The organism is Rhodococcus sp. MSC1_016 (assembly GCF_023667485.2).
GTDB classification, from domain to species: domain Bacteria; phylum Actinomycetota; class Actinomycetes; order Mycobacteriales; family Mycobacteriaceae; genus Rhodococcus_F; species Rhodococcus_F oxybenzonivorans.
In genome coordinates, this window is record NZ_JAMOZI020000001.1 from 5,397,202 (window position 1) to 5,414,993 (window position 17,792).

A 17,792-nucleotide genomic window follows, 5' to 3' on the forward strand; every position below is an offset into this window, starting at 1 on the left:
GACCTGAATTCGGAATCTGAGGTCATTGTCGACACGCGGGACGGTGTGGGCCGGCTGGTGCTGAACCGGCCCAAGGCGATCAACGCCCTCAACCACGGCATGGTTGGGCAGATCGCGGCAGCCCTGGCCGCCTGGTCCGACGATGATCGGGTGCGGGCGGTGGTACTTACCGGGGCCGGTGAGCGGGGTTTGTGCGCGGGCGGCGATATCGTGTCGATCTACCACGACGCCCGAGAGGGCGGCACCGGGTCGCGGGAGTTCTGGCGGGACGAGTACATCCTGAACGCGGCCATCGCGAACTACCGGAAACCGTATGTGGCGGTCATGGACGGCATCGTGATGGGCGGCGGCGTCGGGGTCTCCGCGCACGGCAGCGTCCGGGTCGTCACCGAACGGTCGATGATCGGGATGCCCGAGACCGGGATCGGGTTCGTCCCCGACGTCGGCGGCACCTACCTGTTGGCCCGCACCCCCGGGGAGTTGGGCACCCACATCGCGTTGACCACCGCCCGCCTGAGCGCCGGGGACGCGATCGCGTGCGGATTCGCCGACCACTACCTCCCCTCGGCGCAGATCGACAGCTTTATCGAGGCACTCACACAGACCTCAGTCGACGACGCCCTGGCCGCGTTCACCGAACCCGCCCCGCCCTCGGAACTGGTGGCGCAGCAGGGGTGGATCGACGCCGCCTACTCCGCGGGCAGTGTTCCCGACATCGTCGCCCGCCTGCGCGGCAGCGGGGTGCCGGAGGCGGAAAAGGCGGCCGAGCAGATCCTGTCGAAGTCGCCGACCGCGTGCGCGGTCACCCTGAAATCGTTGCGCCGGGCCCGGGCGGCGGGCAGCCTCGAGGAAGTCCTCAACGAGGAGTTCCGGGTGTCCGTGGCGTGCCTGTCCTCCCCTGATCTGGTCGAGGGCATCCGCGCGCAGGTGGTGGAGAAGGACCGCAACCCGCAGTGGTCCCCCGCCACCCTCGACGAGGTGACCGACGAGCAGGTCGAGGCGTTCTTCGCCCCGCTCGGGAACCTCGAACTCGGCCTCACCCCACCCACCCCCACAGCCACAGCAACAGCCACAGCCGTTCCGGCTGCTTCGGCCAGCGATACGCGTCCAGGAGGGACTGCATCATGAGCACTATCGGATTTCTCGGACTCGGCCACATGGGTGGTCCGATGGCGGCCAACCTCGTCAAGGCCGGGCACACGGTGGTCGGTTTCGACCTCGCGCCCGCCGCCCTCGAACAGGCAGTGAAAGACGGTGTCACCGTCGCCGAGTCGGCCGTCGACGCCGTCCGCGAGGCCGAGGTCGTGATCACGATGCTGCCGAACGGCAAGCTCGTCCTCGGCCTGTATGCGGAGATTTTGCCGGCCGCGAAGCCGGGCACCCTGTTCATCGATTCCTCCACCATCGACGTCGCGGACGCCCGCGCCGCGCACGACGAAGCCGTCACCGCCGGGCACCGCTCGGTCGACGCCCCCGTCTCCGGTGGGGTCGTGGGCGCGGCCGCGGGCACGCTCGCGTTCATGGTCGGCGGTGCCGATGAGGACTTCGAGGCCGCGAGGCCGCTGCTCGAGGTGATGGGCAAGAAGGTGGTGCACTGCGGCAACCCCGGGAACGGGCAGGCCGCGAAGATCTGCAACAACATGATTCTGGGGGTGTCGATGATCGCGGTCAGCGAGGCCTTCGTCCTCGGCGAAAAGCTGGGACTGAGTCACCAGGCGTTGTTCGACGTCGCCTCGAACGCGTCCGGGCAGTGTTGGGCGTTGACCACCAACTGCCCGGTGCCCGGACCGGTACCGACCAGCCCGGCCAACAACGACTACCAGCCCGGTTTCGCGGCCGCGTTGATGGACAAGGACCTCGGTCTCGCCGCGACCGCGTTGACCACCAACGGCGTGGAGGCCGACCTCGGGCTGCGGGCCGCCGAACTGTATCGCCGGTTCCACGCCGCCGGGCACGGCGGCGAGGACTTCTCGGCCATCGTCAACGACATCCGCGACCGCTCCACCGCACAGACCGCGCAGGCCGGGGGGAACCAGTGACCGATTTCGAGACCATTCTGCTCGACCGTCAGGGCCGGGTCGGGATCATCACCCTGCACCGCCCGAAGGCCCTCAACGCCCTGAACTCACAGCTGATGCGCGAGGTCGTCGCCGCGGTGGAGGAGTTGGACAAGGATTCCGAGATCGGGGCCATCCTGATCACCGGATCCGATCGGGCGTTCGCCGCCGGCGCCGACATCAAGGAGATGCAACCCAAGTCGTACATGGACGTCTACCTCGACGACTTCTTCTCCGCCTGGGACAAGGTGGCCGCGGCCCGCACCCCCACCATCGCCGCGGTCGCCGGGTACGCGCTCGGCGGTGGATGCGAGTTGGCGATGCTCTGCGACATCCTGATCGCCGCGGACACCGCGAAGTTCGGGCAACCCGAGATCAAACTCGGGGTCATCCCCGGGATCGGCGGCTCGCAGCGGCTGACCCGGGCGGTCGGTAAGGCCAAGGCGATGGAACTGTGCCTGACCGGCCGGAACATGGACGCCGAGGAAGCCGAACGCGCCGGACTGGTCTCGAGGATCGTGCCCGCCGCGGACCTGCTCGACGAGGCCCTGCAGACCGCGACCACCATCGCCGACATGTCGCTCCCGGTGGCGATGATGGCGAAAGAAGCCGTCAACCGGTCCTTCGAAACCACCCTCACCGAAGGAATCCGCTTCGAACGACGAGTCTTCCACTCCACCTTCGCCACCGAAGACCAAAAAGAAGGCATGACCGCGTTCGTCGAAAAACGCCCACCGGTATTCAAACACCGCTAATGAGGCGACTCCGCCGCCCGTGCGTGGTCCGCGAGTGCATAGACTCGTTAACCACTCACGGGCGCGGAGCGCCTATGTTTGATCCATCCTGCGGAAAGGTGACAGCTAATGGAGAATTCCGTTCCCGTCGTGAGGGTCGAATCCGTCGACCTGGTCCGTGACGGTAGGTTCCTCCTGCGCGACGTCACTCTGCAGGTCCGGCGCGGCGAACACTGGGTACTGTTGGGCGCCAACGGTGCCGGCAAGAGCACGTTGCTCTCGCTGCTCGGAGCAACCGCGCACCCCACGGCCGGCACCGTCCACGTTCTCGGTCACCAGCTGGGCCGGGTCGACATGCGGGAATTGCGAGCGCACATCGGTCACGTGAATCCGCGCCACGTGGTTCGGGCGCCGCTGACCGTGCGGGACGTCGTCCTCACCGGCCTGACCAACACCCCCGAGTTTCCTCCGCGGTGGGCACCGACCGACGCGCAGGTTGTGCGCGCGGAGGAGCTCGTCCACGCCCTCGGGATGGGGTCACGGTTGAATCTGCTGTGGCCGACCTTGTCCCAGGGTGAGCGTGGCCGTGCCCTGATCGCCCGCGCCCTCATGGCCGAACCCGAACTGTTGCTGCTCGACGAGCCGGCGACGGGCCTCGATCTCGCGGCGCGCGAACAACTTCTGACTTCGCTCGACGATCTGCGCGCCCAGGACCCCGACCGCGCCAGCATTCTCGTCACGCACCACCTCGAAGAAATCCCCACCACGACCACACATGCCGTTCTCGTGCGGGAAGGTGTCATTGTCGCGCAGGGCCCGGTATCGGACGTCCTCACGACCGCCAACATCAGCGACTGCTTCGACCACTCCATCACCATCTCCAACGAGCACGGACGCTGGGTGGCGCAGACACGGGTTCCCGTATCCGTCGGCTGAGTGGTCGGAACATCGCCGTCGCCGGCGGCCGCTGACGCTACCGCGCTCGGGAGCCGATCCGCGGGACGAGCATCGGCACCCGCGTGCGGTAGGTGCGATAGTCGTCGCCGAACGTATCGACCAGGTCATGCTCCTCGAAGCGCACCGCCACCAGGATGAACCCGGTGGTCCCGACCGCGAACAACAGTCGGCCCCAGGACATCGTCGGCGCCACCCAGAACGCGATGACGAAACCCGCATACAGCGGGTGCCTGATCACCCGGTACAGCATTGGCGTCCGAAAGTGACTGGGAAGTGCCGACTTACCGCTCTGATTCCGCAGCACCTGACGCAGCCCGAAGAGATCGAAGTGATCGATGGCGAACGTTGCCGCGAGCACGAGAGCCCATCCGCCGAGCGACACCGCATACAGTGCGATTCGGACCCAGGTGGTCTCGACGTTCCAGATCTGCTCGGGCAGCGGACGCCACTGCCACATCAGCAGCGCCAGCGCCGCCGTGGCGAACAGTACGTATGTCGAGCGCTCCATCGGCTGGGGGACGATCCTCGTCCAGCGTCGCTTGAACCAGGGCCTGGCCATCACCGAATGTTGCATGGCGAAGACTGTCAACAGCGCCAGGTCGATGACCACGGCGACCACAACGGGAGCGTCAGGACCATCGTCGATCGTGTGAGGCACGACGAGCCCCTCGACCCATCCGATCGCATACACGAACACGATTAGGAAAATGGCATAGACCACCATTCCGTACGCGGTGATCAGGGTGCGGGCGACTCCCCGCGTGTGCGGCGCCCGCGGCTTTTCGACCATCTCGGCCATAGTGTTTCTCCGATCGCTGGATTTTCCGACGCACCGAAGTCTCCGCTCGAGCGAGGAGCGCAACAAGGAACCCTGGGGTGAAACTCACTGCACCCCTGTGACGTCTGAAGAAGAGCCGTTTCTTGGATCGCGCGCTCGAGAATCTTCCGTGCGTGTTTCGACAACCCATGCCGCGATCTGTGTGCGTGAAGTGAATCCCAACTTGGTCAGAATATGTTCAACGTGCCCCTGAGCGGTGCGAGGGGAGATCACCAACCGGGTGGCGATCTCTTTATTCGTCAGTCCCTCGGCGATCAGGTCGGCGACCTCCCGCTCGCGCTTCGTCAGGTGTGCGGCAAGAGCGGAAGGTGGAGGTTCAGCCGGCAGCTGCTCACCTAAGGCGTAGGCGATTGCGTCACCGAAACTCAGACTCGCCCCGTCCCGATGAGCGGCGGCGAAGGTCTCCTTGCTCAGAGCATGTCGAGTCGCGCGTTCGCACGCTTCCTGGTACTCGCTCATATTGGGCAAGACGACGATCGGACTTCCCACGGACCGGCTGAGCTTTTCCGAGGCTGCCAGCAGCACGACCGCACGTCGCGCGTTCTGGTCCTCGGCGGCGATCCATGCCATCGCCTGCAGGCTGAAGCTGGCGTTGAGCCGGTCGTTCACCTCGAGGTCGGCCAGCAGTGCCTGTTCGAGTAGTCGGACCGCTCGTTCCCGCTCCCCGCGTCGCCATACCGCGACCGCCAGCCCCCACAAGCAATACGACCGAAACACCGATTCACCCCGTGCATCGGTGATCACCAGAACGCGCTCATAGCATTCGATGGCGTGTTCGGTGTCGCCGAGGAACTCGTCGGCCAAGCCGAGACCGACGAGCGCTACAACCTCGACGACATCGTTACGGCCGGCGTAGATTCGGACAGCCTTCTCGAGATAAGCACGTGCGTCGAGAGGTTGTCCACCGAACAGGGCAGCGTAGCCAAGTGCACTGTCGATGTGTGCGCGTACCAACGGATCTCGTGTCCGAGCCTCGAGTTCGTGTGCATCCTCCACCAGGGCGGCCGCCGCCTGCAGGTCGCCCTGGACGCCAGTCATCATACTGCCGACGTAAAGTGCTTTGGCGTGATCGACGGTCGGCTGGGCCGGTTGACGGGCGAGGAGTCGGTCGAGCCATCGCCTGCCTTCGCTGAGCAAACCCCGGGAAAGCCAGAACGGGTACAAGGCGGCCACGATCCGGAGTCCGGAGGCTGGGCTCTCGGAGACACAGGATTCCAATGCGTCCCGAATATTCGGGTGCTCCCGCACGAGTACGGTGATCAACGCGAGCTCGCGGGAGCTGATCCATTGCGATTCCATGTCGAGTACCAGGCGCTCGCACCAGTCTCGGTGTCGCTGACGCAGTTCGGCATGCTCGCCGCTCTCCTGCGCCTTTTCTCGACCGTAATCGCGCACGGTCTCGAGCATGCGGAACCGCATCTCGGCACCGGCCGGCTCCCGTATCAGGATCGACTTGTCGACGAGGTAGGTCACCGTGTCGAGGATCTCCTGCACGGGCAGATCTGCGCCGCACACTTGTTCGGCGGCATCGAGATCGAAGCTACCGGCGAAGACCGACAGCTGCGCCCACAGCCGCTGCTCCGCCGGTGTGCACAGGTCATAACTCCAGTCGATGCACATCCGGAGCGTTTGTTGTCTCGACGGAGCGTCCCTGCTGCCCTGGGTCAACAGTACGTACCGGTCGGTCAAGCGTTGCAAAATCTGTTCCGGTGTCATCACCCGCAACCGGGCGGCGGCGAGCTCGATCGGTAACGGGAGCCCGTCCAATCGCTGGCAGATCCGAGCGATGGTCACCCTGTTCTCCTCGGTGACCTCGAATCCCGGAGCCGCGGCGGCTCCGCGTTCGGCGAACAGGGTGACCGCGTCGTTGCCCGCCATCCCTCGCGGTAGGTCGTCGGGATCCGGGACGCCGAGCGGTGGCACAAGCAGCACCGCTTCCCCGCTGATGCCGAGTGGCTCGCGACTGGTGGCGAGAATCCGCAGCCGTGGGCACGTTCGAAGCAGGGTCTCGGTGAGCTTGGCGACCGCGGACACCAGTTGCTCACAATTGTCCAGTATCAACAACTGTTCGCGCCCGGCGAGGAACTCGACGAGCACCTCGGGTATGGGTCGCGCCGATTGGTCACGTAATCCCAGCGCGTTCGCCACCACACCCGCCAACAGCAACTCGTCACGCAACTCCCCGAGCTCCACCAGGGTGGTGCCGTCGGCGAAGTCTCGGCGCACCTTGCCGGCGATACGAAGCGCAAGACGGGTCTTTCCGACCCCACCGGTGCCGGTCAGGGTCAGCAGCCGCGCGTTCGACAACGCGTTCCTCGCCTCGGTCAACTCCGTGTGGCGGTCGACGAAGCTGGTCAACTCCAGCGGGAGTTGACCCCCTCGCCCCGAATCGGCCGACCACGACGGTGCAGGCCAAGCATCCTTTCCAGGAGGGGCGTCGGTCGCTGCCCCTGGCTCGGTGGTGTGCACAGCGATCTCGTCGACCGCGAATCCATGCCGTAACTGGGCTTCACGCAGCTGTTCTCTGAGCTCCGCGGCAGACGGGCGCGTCTCGGGACCGCTGGCCATGGTCTGTTCGATGATTGCACTGACGTCCTCGGGAACGCCGTGCTCGCGGGGGTCCGGCACCGGCTCGGATGTGATCCGCACGAAGTGTGCCATCAATTGCTCGCCGCTGCGGCGTTCGAACGCGGCATGGCCGGTGAGCGCCGCGAACAGGGTGGCGCCGAGCCCGTACACGTCCGCGGACGTGCTCGGCGGGCGTCCGGCTACGACTTCGGGGGCGATGAACGCCGGTGACCCGGTGACGACCCCGGTGGTCGTCTCGAACCCGCCGGTGATGTGTGCGATGCCGAAATCCGTCAATGCCGGCTCGCCGTAATCGGTGAGCAGTATGTTCGCGGGCTTGATGTCGCGATGGAGGATGCCGACCTTGTGGGCGGCGTCCAAGGCACCGGCCATCTTCACCCCGAGCCGGAGCACATCGGCCAGCGGAAGCGGGCCGTGGCGCCGGATTCGGGCATCGACAGAGCCCCGGGCGCAGTAGGGCATCACAATGAACGGGCGACCGTTGCCGGTGACGTCGGCATGGAGAATGTTGACGATGTTGGGATGACCGGTCAGCCGGCCCGCCGCACGCTGCTCTCGCATGAACCGTTCCCGGTTCTCCTCGTCGAGATCGGCAGTCAGTACCTTGACAGCCACCGAACGCTCGAGCGACGCCTGCGTGCACCGGTACACGATCCCGAATCCGCCACGACCGATCTCGACAGCATCCTCGAACCCCGCCGCCGCGAGTTCCGCCGTGACCGCACCGGACACGTCGCGTTGGGTCGCGAAAGGATCCACGTTATTCATCGACACATCTCTTCACGGTGCACGTCGAACTGCCCGAGAACCTCTCGAGTAGCACCTAAGGATATCGCCAGGCGGCCTCACCGCGGTCGAATCCGACACCGCAACATCACGCCGGTCGATCGACGCGGGCGCACTCGCTTACCCCAAGGCGGCCGACGGGCCGAGTGCACAGGGCGCGAGTCGGACGGCAAACGTCCGGGTCCGAGGGGCTCGAGTGTCAAGCAGCGGCCAGCTGTAGCTGGGCGCAACCGCGGTCTCGTTGTCAGTCGTAGTAGGCGCCGGCGTCTTGCGATGCTTCCACCGCCGAGACGTCGACGCCCAACTACGCGGGTAACAGCCGAATCGCCTGTCGGATAAAGCAATTCCGAACACCCTCCATTCACATGCGATCACGCTCGAGTGATGAGACGCGATGACGAATGATGCGGGCTCGAACACCACGCTCATCACCGGTGGAACCGATCTGGCGGCCCAGAGCCAAGACTGGTGGGCACACGGCACTGTGACCGACCGGACCAGACCTCTTACTGTCTCGGTCGACTTCACCTGGGAAGGGTGATGCCAGGGGCGCCCCCGAATCACGAGACTGGGGGCCGTGGGTGCGAAACCCACCACGACCCATTTTGCGAGGAGTGCCGATGTCCGCCGATTTCGCCGATCGCACCGATTTCGACAATGCCAACCGTGGTCTTGTCGCCGTGCTCGAACCTGCGCAGGTCCGCGCCGGTGACGGCCGGGTGGTTTACGACGCCGAGGGCTTTGCCGCGGCGACCACCGGTGACTGTCCCGACACGGTGAACCCGAGCCTCTGGCGCCAAGCACAGTTGACTGCGATCCACGGACTGTTCGAGGTCACCGCGGGGATCTATCAAATCCGCGGCTACGACCTGTCGAACATGACGCTCGTCGAGGGCGAGACCGGGGTGGTTGTGATCGACCCGTTGGTCTCCGCCGAGTGCGCCGCGGCCGGGCTCGCGCTGTATCGCGAGCATCGTGGCGACCGCCCGGTGACCGCTGTCATCTACACCCACTCTCACATCGACCACTTCGGTGGCGTACTCGGTGTCGTCGACGCCGACACCACCGTGCCGATCGTCGCGCCCGAGCATTTCCTGGAGCACGCGGTCTCCGAGAACGTCTACGCCGGCGGTGCGATGCTGCGGCGCGGCATGTTCCACACCGGGATCGTGCTGCCCGTCGGCGCAACAGGCACCCTGGGGGCGGGCCTTGGGCCCAGCACATCGAACGGAACCGTGGGACTGCTCGCACCCACGCTCGATATCACCCACACGGGGCAGGAGGAGACGCTCGACGGCGTCCGCATGGTGTTCCAGGTGACGCCGGGAACCGAGGCCCCGTCGGAGATGAACTTCTTCTTCCCCGACCATCGCGCGCTCTGCTTGGCGGAGAACGCGACCCACAATCTGCACAATCTGCTGACGTTGCGGGGCGCGGAGGTGCGCGACGCACGCAACTGGTCGCGGTACCTCACGGAGGCGATCGAGATGTTCGCCTACGACTCGGACGTCGCCTTCGCCTCGCACCACTGGCCGACCTGGGGTACCGATGACCTGATCGGGTACCTCACCGAACAGCGCGACCTCTACGCCTACCTTCACGATCAAACGCTGCGCCGTCTCAACCAGGGGCAGGTGGGCACCGAAATCGCTGAAGACTTTCCAATGCCGCCCGCTCTGGACGCGGCGTGGCACACCCACGGCTACTACGGCTCGGTCAGCCACAATGTGAAGGCGATCTATCAGCGCTACCTCGGTTGGTACGACGGCAACCCGGCGCACCTGTGGCAGCACCCCCCGGAGGCGGCAGGCGCCCGCTACGTCCGTGCGATCGGTGGAATCGATGCCGCCGTCGCGAAGGCCAGCGAGTTCGCTGACGAAGGCGATCTGCGTTTCGCCGCCGAACTCGCGAGCCATGCGGTGTTCGCCGAGCCGAATCACGCCGGCGCCAAAGAAGTGCTCACCGACGTGCTGACCCGACTCGGCTACGGCTCCGAGTGTGCGACGTGGCGGAACAACTTCCTCGTCGGCGCAAGCGAGGTCGATGGGCCGCCGCATCCGGCCGAGGTCAGTGCGGCAGGCATGGCCACCGCGCTCACCATCACGCAGATTTTCGACAGCATCGCGATCCGCATCGACGGTCCGCGGGCCTGGGATGTGACGGCGGCGATCCGCTGGCACTTCACCGATGTGGACGAGACCTACCGCATGGAGTTGTCGAACGGCGTGTTGATCCACTACCCGACAAAGCGGTCCGATCCTGCCGACCTCGTGGTGAAGCTGACGAAGCCACAGTTGCTCGGCCTGCTGGCCGGATCCGGAACCGACACCATCACGATGGACGGCGACGCGACAGCCATCACCAGGATCGTCGAACTGACCGACGCCCCCGACCCGGCCTTTACCATCGTCACCCCGTGATCACGTCGAGTACCACCGATCGATTGCCTGAAGCGCCCGGCGAAATTCCTCGCCGGGCGCTGGCAAACAGTTCGACCACCTAATTCCCCTGTGGCGCTTGCTCGCCAGATGACGGTGTGGATCGGTCGGTCGCCCACGCGCCCGGTTCGGAAGGCTTGCGTTCGGTCGTAGTGCCGACCCGACCCGACACCGATACTCACCGACACAGCGAACACAGGGGGCCAACTGTCTTGCTACATCGTCCAACTGGTGGACATACTTGACGTGATGACAATCCCCATTACGTGTGAGAGCCTCCGGAAGGGTGCGATTCCGATGCCAGCGAACCAGCCCGCCTCCTCCCCTGTGCAGCTCTACGCCGACTTCCGCCGCCAACACCCTCACACCGCGATCCCGGCTGACTACGTCACCGAAAGCGGGTTCCACCTCGGTCGTTGGCAACACCGCCAGAGGGTGGCGCGCATGCTCGGCACCCTGCCACCGCACCGTATCGCGGAACTCGATGCGATCGGGTTCGTGTGGAGCGACGACGACACCCCACTGCCGACCGTGTCCCGGATCGACGGCAAGCGGCGGCGAATGCTCACCGAAATCGCCGCGTACCGCGAAGAGCACGGAAACGCACTGGTTCCCGCGAACTACGTCACGGCGGACGGGGAGCAGGTCGGTCAGTGGCTCTATCGGGCGGTGAAGAAGTGGCGGGCCGACGCACTCCCGGACGACGAGCGTGGCCCGCTCGCCGTTCTCGGGGTCTCCCCCAGTCCGCGCCCGCGGGGACCGCGCACGTCGGCCCAACGCACCGGATCGGCAGTCCGTCACCCCGGTCGGCGGCCACCAGCGCGGATCTGAGCACCAATCCGGCTGGCCGCACACACGTTCGCCTGCCACTCTCGTCAGGCGAGGGCGACCGCCGAGCGTCCGTCGATGGCCGATTGCACCAGGTTGCTCTTGGGCAGCGCCGAGTCCGACGTCAGCGCTTCGATCCACTGCGCAGTGGTCGACACGGCAGCGAAATTCGACTGCAGCAACACCATCAGAGCCGTGTGCAGGGACTCGGCGGAGATCGCGCCGGCCTCGTTGGCCAGATTGATGGCACCCGTGGCGTCGGACAGGATCTCGGTGGCGAACCCGAGCCCTTCGGCCTCCACCGCTGTGGCGAGGTCGCAATTGTTGGTCATGTATCCGACGATCGTGATGGTGTCGACATTGTGCGCGTGTAGCCATTGCGCCATATCCGTACCGGCGAACACGCTCCCGTACTGCTTGTGCACCCGCTTGGTAGCCGGCTCGATGCGCCGTTCGATCTCCGGATGAAGCGACCACCCCTTCGTGCCCTCGACGAAAACGGGGGCGCCCTGCGGCATGTGATGCTGGACAACGAGAACCGGAATGTCACGTGCGGTGGCAGTCTCCACAGCGTTCACAATGTTGGCGAGTGACTCCGCACGCGGTGGGTACCGGATCTCGAGTGGTCCCTCGAAGTACTCCTGCTGGACATCGACGACGACAAGGGCACGGCGGGGTGCAGTCATCAGTTGCTCCTTCGTTGATGGCGTCGCGCCGCCATGGTGTGGACGCGACCCGTCTCAGTGTTCGGCACATCGGTTTCCTCTACGAGTGGCATGGATGCATACTTTCGATGGAATCAGGCCAACCTCGGAGGCATCATGCGTATCGCTGTCTATGCGTTCGACGACATCACGATGTTTCACCTGGCGGCGCCGCTGATGGTGTTCGGCGAGGTGGGCCGCCTCGGGCTCGCACCCAACTGGCAGACGCGATTGTGGTCGGATCGTGCAGGAACCGTTCGCACCATCGAGGGATACCCGATCGGCGAGGTGGCAGGGCCGGACACCGTCGAGTGGGCCGACATCGTCGTCATTCCCTCCTGGCCTCAGTCCCTCACACCGGTCAACGACGAATTGAAGACTGCGATCACGACCGCGCATGCCCGCGGCGCTGCCATTGTCGGCCTGTGCCTGGGTGCATTCGCTCTCGCCGACACCGGCCTCCTCGGGGGACGTTCCGCGGTCACGCATTGGGAGGTGATGCCGCTACTCGCTGAACGCAGCATCGGCAGCAAGGTCGACTCCTCGGTGCTCTACATCGATCACGGTGACGTCCTTACCTCGGCGGGGACGGCCTCGGCAATCGACGCCTGCCTACACCTGGTTCGCAAACACCTCGGGTCTGCCGTCGCTACCCGGATTGCCCGTAGCCTGGTCGTCGCCCCTCACCGGGAAGGAGGGCAGGCACAGTACATCGATCGCCCCCTGGCTCAGCCGGTATCCGACACGACCATGGCCGAAGTGCAGGAATGGGCACTCAGCCATCTCGACGAGCCGCTCACCGTGGACCGGCTCGCCGACCAGGCGCGGATGAGTAGACGCGGCTTCGTACGTCACTTTCAGCAATCCACCGGAACGACCCCAGCACGCTGGATACTCGAACACCGCCTGCAAGAAGCTCGGGCATTACTCGAAACAACCGACTGGGGAATCGACTCCATAGCCGCGAAATGCGGCTTCGGGAGCAGCGTGACCCTTCGGCAGAGATTTGCCGCAGCATTCGCGATTTCCCCTTCCGCGTACCGGCGGCAATTCGCGGACCAGCGCGGCGGCAACATGGCCGACACGACACCGAAGGGAACAGATGTGATTCGTTGACACGCCTTCCCGGGGACGATCAGAGTGCGCGCGCGATCAGTGCTTTCATGACCTCGTTGGCACCGGCGTAAATCTTCTGGACGCGGGCGTCCTCATACATCCGGGCGATCAGGTATTCGCGCATGTATCCGTAGCCGCCGTGCAGCTGGACGCAGCGGTCGATGACAGCGCACTGCTGTTCGGTGAGCCAGTACTTGACCATCGCCGCCTCCTCGGGGTCCAGCTGCCCGGCGAGGTGTTCGGTGATGCAGTGGTCGAGGAATACCTCGCAGGTGCGGGTGATGGTCTGACACTCGGCGAGTTCGAACGCTGTGTTCTGGAAGTCGAAAAGGCTGTGCCCGAATGCTTGTCGCGATTTGGTGTAGTCGACGGTGTCCTCCACTGCCCGACGCATCGCACCGGATGCCTGGGCTCCGATGATCAATCGCTCCTGCACCAGCTGCGCCATCAGCTGCCCGAATCCCTGCCCCTCCTGGCCGAGCAGGTTCGATACCGGGACCCGTACGTCGGTGAATGAGAGCTCGGCGGTGTCGGCGCCGCGCTGACCGACCTTGTCGAGCACTCGCCCCACCTCGAAGCCGGGGCAGTCCCGCAGGTCCACGATCAGCAGCGACACCCCTTTTGCGCCGGCCCTCGGGTCCGTCTTGACCGCCAGCACGATGACATCGGCCGACGCGCCGTTGGTGATGAACGTCTTCGATCCGTTGACCACATACTCCTCGCCGTCCCGGACAGCGGTGGTCTTCATCGCCTTCAGATCAGAACCTGCCCCGGGCTCGGTCATGCCGATGGCGCCGAGGATCTCGCCGGTGGCCATGCCCGGCAACCAAGCATGTTTCTGTTCGGCTGTGCCGTATTCGAGGATGTAGTGGGCGACGATCCCGGAGTGGACGGAGATACCGAACGAGAGGTCGCCGGCGTAACCCTGGGCGTCGAAGACGGCGAGATCGTGCGCGAAGGTGCCGCCCCCGCCGCCGTACTCCTCCGGGACGGAGCAGCAGAGCAATCCGAGCTTTCCTGCCTCGATCCACACGTCGCGGTCGATGCGGTGCTGGGCGTCCCACTTCTCGTTGTGGGCGACCACTTCGCGTTCGAAGAATCCGGCAGCGAGGTCGGACAGTGCCCGAACTTCGTCGTCGTGCCAGGACGGGACGTACTTTCTCATCCTTGTTCCTTTTCGGTCTGTGTCTGCGTCGGCCGATGTCGATGTCACACGGCCTGCTTGGCGACCGGGGTTGTCTCCGAATACGCCTTCACGAGCTTGTCCAGTTCCTGGTGGTACGTCTGCACATTGGCGACCTTGATCTGTTCGTATCCGCGGATGAGATCGGGCAGTTCGGCGATCTGTACCGCAGCAGCGAGGGTGCGCGGGGTGAGCAGGCGCAGGAGTTGCTCGATGGTGTCACGGTATTCGGCGATCAGCTCCCGTTCCATCTTCCGGATGTGGTGGTAGCCGAAGACATCGAGTCTGGTGCCGCGGATCTTGCGCATGCGGTGCAGTGTCCGGAAGCCGGGGTTGATCCAGGAACCGAGTGAGAGCTTGTTCTTCATGCCCATCGCTCGCAGCATCGGAGGGTGCAGCCGTACGGACCGTTTCGCACCCTTGCCGAACGTGTCGTTGATCGCGGCGTCGAAGGCCGGATCCAGGGCGAGGCGTGCGACTTCGTATTCGTCCTTGTACGCCATGAGCTTGAACAGGTTCTTCGCGACCGCCTCGGTCAGTGCGGTCGACCCGCCGACCGACGCGGCTTCGCGCCGGCGTACCGATTCCACGAACTGGGCGTAGTCGCGAGCGTAGTCGGCGTCCTGGTAGTCGATGAGTTCGGCGGTGCGCAGTCCGACGATGCGCGCGAGTTCGGAATCGACCGACGCCCGGACCGTGCCGGCGAGAGCCACAGCGCGAGGGGACGGAGCTGCGGGTTCGAACACTGCCCGCCGATTGCCGTCGATGGCGGCGGTGAGAGCCTCGGGGTCGGCGATGGCCTGGCGGCCGCGGCGGAACGCCTGCAGGTTCGCCTCGATCGAGACACCGTTGAGAGTGATTGCCTGCTCGATCGCGGCCGCGGTGATGGGGAGGACACCGGTCTGGAATGCGGCGCCGATGAGAAGCATGTTGGTGTACTGCTCGTCGTCGAACAGCTCACGTGCGAGCAGGGCGGGGTCGAGGTAGATCGCACGCGCGGTGGCCTCGTCGATGGCGGTGCGGATCGTGCTCAGTTCCGGGAAATGCACTGCGGTGTCGACGATCATCTGTCCGGTGGGGATTTCGGTGGTGGAGACGACGGCGACGGTGCCGGAGCTGTTCGCGACCTTCAGATTGTTGGGATCGGTGGCGACGAGGGAGTCGCAGCCGAGGTAGAGACCGCAGCGGCCCTGGCCGATCTTCGAGGCGCCCTCGCGGGGTTCGGCGCTGATCTTCAGATCCGACACCACGGCGCCGCCCTTCTGCGCCAGACCGGTCTGGTCGAGGCTGCGGACGAACTTGCCGTCGATCACGGCGGCGGTCGCCAGGATCTGCGCGACGGTGATGACACCGGTGCCGCCGACACCCATGATCCGCATCCCGAACTGGCCGTCGATCGCCGGCACGTCGGGATCGGAGATCAGATCCGCCGCGATGGCCGGGACGGGCGTGCGCTGTTCCTTGGGGCCGGGGGTGATGGTCACGAAGGAGGGGCAGTCGCCTTTGAGGCAGGAGTAGTCGAGGTTGCAGGAGGATTGGTGGATCGTGGTCTTGCGGCCGAACTCGGTGTCGGTGGGATGCACCGACAGGCAGTTCGATTTCTCCCCGCAGTCACCGCAGCCTTCGCAGATGCGTTCGTTGATCATCACCCGGGTGGTGGGGGTGGGCAGGGTGCCGCGCTTGCGTTTGCGGCGCTTCTCGGCGGCGCATTCCTGGTCGTGCACCAGGACGGTGACCCCGGGGATCGTCGCCAGTTCGGTCTGCACGTCGACGAGGTCGTCCCGGTCGCGTATCTCGACGCCCTTGGGCAGTTTCAGTGATCTGATGCGTTTGCGGTCTTCGGTGGTGACCACCACCTTCTCGACCCCCTCGGCGAGGAGTAGGCGGGTGATCTGGTCCAGCGGCATGGCGCCGACCGGGTCCTGGCCGCCGGTCATGGCGACGGTGGCGTTGTAGAGCAGTTTATAGGTGACGTTCTCGCCGGAGGCGACGGCGGCACGCAACGCGAGGCTGCCCGAGTGCATGAACGTGCCGTCCCCGATGTTCTGGATCAGGTGGTTTTCCTCGAGGAACGGGGCCATACCGATCCACTGGGCGCCCTCGCCGCCCATCTGGGTCAGCCCGATCACGTCGCCGACCTGCTTGTCGTCCATCATCATCACCATCGCGTGGCAGCCGATGCCGCCGCCGATCAGCGAGTCGGGGGCCACCTTGGTCGAGGAGTTGTGCGGGCATCCGGAGCAGAAGTAGGGAGTGCGGTTCAGGAGCGGCAGCGCGATTTTCGAGGACTTGGGGCGTTGTTTCCACTGTTGGACCGGTTCGATGCCGTACTCGTCACCGAGTCGGCGACTCAGTGCATTGGCGATCAGGTCGGCGTCGAGTTCCCCGAAGACGTTGACCAGGGATCTGCCGTTCGGGTCGGTCTTGCCGATCACCATGGGGGCGTTGGCACGTCGGTAGAGGATGTCGCGGATCGCGGTCTCGAGGAAGGCGCGTTTCTCCTCGACGACGATGATCTCGCCGAGCCCTGCGGCGAACTGGTGCACGATTTCCGGGTCGACGGGGTAGATCATGCCGAGCTTGAGGATCCGGATTCCGTACCGGCGCAGTTCGGCCGGTCCGAGCCCGAACGTCGAGAGTGCTTCGCGTAGATCGAGATACGTCTTGCCGGAGGTGACGATCCCGATGCGATCATCGGCTCCGGACTGCACGATCTCGTTCAGTCTGTTGATGCGCGCGTAGTCGAGGGCGCGGGGCAGCCGGTCCATCATCTGGCTGCGTTCGAGGGTGAGCAGGTTGGGTCCGACGAGGTTGGCGTTCGGGGTGTAGGTGCTCGGTCCGAGGTCGCCGAAGCTGGGGTCGATCCGATCCGGGTGCACCACCGCGGAACCCGCGCCGTCGGCGACCGCGGTGACAATCTTCAGCCCCGACCACAGTCCGGTGAACCGGGACAGGAACGGGGCATGCAGCCCGTAGTCGAGCACCTCCTGCGAATCGGCCGGGTAAAGGGTGGGGATGAGCAGATCCGCCATGGCCACCTCGGATGCGCACGCCAGGCTCGACGATTTGCCGCCCGGGTCGTCGCCGACGAGCGCGACCGCGCCGCCGCGCGGGTCGGTACCCACCAGATTGGCGTGGCGGATGGCGTCGGAGGCTCGGTCGAGTCCGGGCGATTTGCCGTACCAGTACCCGGTCACACCGTCTGAGCGCAGATGCCCGATCTGCGGGGCCATCTGGCTGCCGAGTACGGAGGTGGCGGCGAGTTCTTCGTTGACGCCCGGCCGGTGCACGAGGTCGTATTCGGCGAGGATCCTGCGTTTGCGGGCGATCTCGAGGTCGTATCCGGCCAGGGGTGAGCCTTCGTAACCGGAGACGAACGACGAGGTTCGCAGGCCGCGCCGGCGGTCGAGGATTGCCCTGTCCCGCAGCACGCGGACCAACGCCTGAATGCCGGTCAGATAGATCGATCCCTCTTCGAGGACGTAGCGGTCGTCGAGCGAGAACGTGGACGGACGGGTGTGCACGGTGGAGGACAAGGCGGTGTTCCTTCGAGTGATGTGGT

At 65.5% G+C, this 17,792-nt stretch carries 12 protein-coding genes; 7 read left to right on the top strand and 5 right to left on the bottom strand.

Annotation, left to right across the window (positions count from 1 at the left end):
• The first annotated feature begins 3 nt into the window (after positions 1-3).
• The 4 genes from L1080_RS25230 (at position 4) to L1080_RS25245 (ending at position 3,727) form a co-directional block, all read left to right on the top strand.
• A complete protein-coding gene (locus L1080_RS25230; RefSeq protein WP_250766562.1) occupies positions 4-1,128 on the top strand; it encodes an enoyl-CoA hydratase/isomerase family protein in 1,125 nt (374 codons plus the stop codon).
• Positions 1,125-2,039: a 3-hydroxyisobutyrate dehydrogenase gene (gene mmsB / locus L1080_RS25235; RefSeq protein WP_250778093.1), complete on the top strand. Its 915-nt coding sequence runs from the start codon at positions 1,125-1,127 to the stop codon at positions 2,037-2,039. The genes L1080_RS25230 and mmsB overlap by 4 nt, the downstream gene beginning before the upstream one ends.
• Positions 2,036-2,812 carry an enoyl-CoA hydratase gene (locus L1080_RS25240; RefSeq protein ID WP_459031072.1) on the top strand — a complete coding sequence of 259 codons (777 nt, stop codon included), beginning with the start codon at positions 2,036-2,038 and terminating at the stop codon, positions 2,810-2,812. The genes mmsB and L1080_RS25240 overlap by 4 nt, the downstream gene beginning before the upstream one ends.
• 108 nt (positions 2,813-2,920) lie before the next feature.
• Positions 2,921-3,727, top strand: coding sequence for an ABC transporter ATP-binding protein (locus L1080_RS25245; protein WP_250775063.1), 807 nt, complete (start codon positions 2,921-2,923; stop codon positions 3,725-3,727).
• 37 nt (positions 3,728-3,764) lie between these two features.
• Here L1080_RS25245 and mddA read toward each other — a convergent pair whose 3' ends face one another.
• Positions 3,765-4,547, bottom strand: a complete 783-nt coding sequence (gene mddA, locus L1080_RS25250; protein ID WP_250775065.1) for a methanethiol S-methyltransferase — start codon at positions 4,545-4,547, stop codon at positions 3,765-3,767.
• A gap of 84 nt (positions 4,548-4,631) precedes the next feature.
• Positions 4,632-7,943, bottom strand: coding sequence for a protein kinase domain-containing protein (locus L1080_RS25255; protein WP_250775067.1), 3,312 nt, complete (start codon positions 7,941-7,943; stop codon positions 4,632-4,634).
• A 638-nt stretch (positions 7,944-8,581) separates the two neighbouring features.
• Between L1080_RS25255 and L1080_RS25260 the strand changes: the two genes are divergently transcribed.
• The gene (locus L1080_RS25260; RefSeq protein WP_250775069.1) at positions 8,582-10,381 is read left to right on the top strand and encodes an alkyl/aryl-sulfatase; all 1,800 of its coding nucleotides are present in this window, start codon (positions 8,582-8,584) and stop codon (positions 10,379-10,381) included.
• A 315-nt stretch (positions 10,382-10,696) separates the two neighbouring features.
• Positions 10,697-11,230 (top strand): helicase associated domain-containing protein, encoded by a 534-nt coding sequence (locus L1080_RS25265; protein ID WP_159918588.1) that lies wholly within the window; start codon positions 10,697-10,699, stop codon positions 11,228-11,230.
• A 44-nt stretch (positions 11,231-11,274) separates the two neighbouring features.
• On the opposite strand, the gene L1080_RS25270 is transcribed toward L1080_RS25265, so the two are convergent.
• Positions 11,275-11,913: an isochorismatase family protein gene (locus tag L1080_RS25270; RefSeq protein ID WP_250775071.1), complete on the bottom strand. Its 639-nt coding sequence runs from the start codon at positions 11,911-11,913 to the stop codon at positions 11,275-11,277.
• A 90-nt stretch (positions 11,914-12,003) separates the two neighbouring features.
• Here L1080_RS25270 and L1080_RS25275 point away from each other — a divergent pair, with 90 nt between their 5' ends.
• Positions 12,004-13,047: a GlxA family transcriptional regulator gene (locus L1080_RS25275; protein WP_250775073.1), complete on the top strand. Its 1,044-nt coding sequence runs from the start codon at positions 12,004-12,006 to the stop codon at positions 13,045-13,047.
• A gap of 19 nt (positions 13,048-13,066) precedes the next feature.
• On the opposite strand, the gene L1080_RS25280 is transcribed toward L1080_RS25275, so the two are convergent.
• Positions 13,067-14,212, bottom strand: a complete 1,146-nt coding sequence (locus L1080_RS25280; protein ID WP_250775075.1) for an acyl-CoA dehydrogenase family protein — start codon at positions 14,210-14,212, stop codon at positions 13,067-13,069.
• Between the two features lie 44 nt (positions 14,213-14,256).
• A complete protein-coding gene (locus L1080_RS25285) occupies positions 14,257-17,766 on the bottom strand; it encodes an indolepyruvate ferredoxin oxidoreductase family protein (protein ID WP_284708623.1) in 3,510 nt (1,169 codons plus the stop codon).
• Between the last annotated feature and the right edge of the window lie 26 nt (positions 17,767-17,792).

What these genes read in the sequence shown, in the direction of transcription:
- L1080_RS25280 (WP_250775075.1), bottom strand. Translation starts at nt 14,212, where the DNA reads ATGAGAAAGTACGTCCCGTCCTGGCACGACGACGAAGTTCGGGCACTG.
- L1080_RS25255 (WP_250775067.1), bottom strand. Translation starts at nt 7,943, where the DNA reads ATGAATAACGTGGATCCTTTCGCGACCCAACGCGACGTGTCCGGTGCG.
- L1080_RS25245 (WP_250775063.1), top strand. Translation starts at nt 2,921, where the DNA reads ATGGAGAATTCCGTTCCCGTCGTGAGGGTCGAATCCGTCGACCTGGTC.
- mmsB (WP_250778093.1), top strand. Translation starts at nt 1,125, where the DNA reads ATGAGCACTATCGGATTTCTCGGACTCGGCCACATGGGTGGTCCGATG.
- L1080_RS25260 (WP_250775069.1), top strand. Translation starts at nt 8,582, where the DNA reads ATGTCCGCCGATTTCGCCGATCGCACCGATTTCGACAATGCCAACCGT.
- L1080_RS25270 (WP_250775071.1), bottom strand. Translation starts at nt 11,913, where the DNA reads ATGACTGCACCCCGCCGTGCCCTTGTCGTCGTCGATGTCCAGCAGGAG.
- mddA (WP_250775065.1), bottom strand. Translation starts at nt 4,547, where the DNA reads ATGGCCGAGATGGTCGAAAAGCCGCGGGCGCCGCACACGCGGGGAGTC.
- L1080_RS25275 (WP_250775073.1), top strand. Translation starts at nt 12,004, where the DNA reads ATGGATGCATACTTTCGATGGAATCAGGCCAACCTCGGAGGCATCATG.
- L1080_RS25265 (WP_159918588.1), top strand. Translation starts at nt 10,697, where the DNA reads ATGCCAGCGAACCAGCCCGCCTCCTCCCCTGTGCAGCTCTACGCCGAC.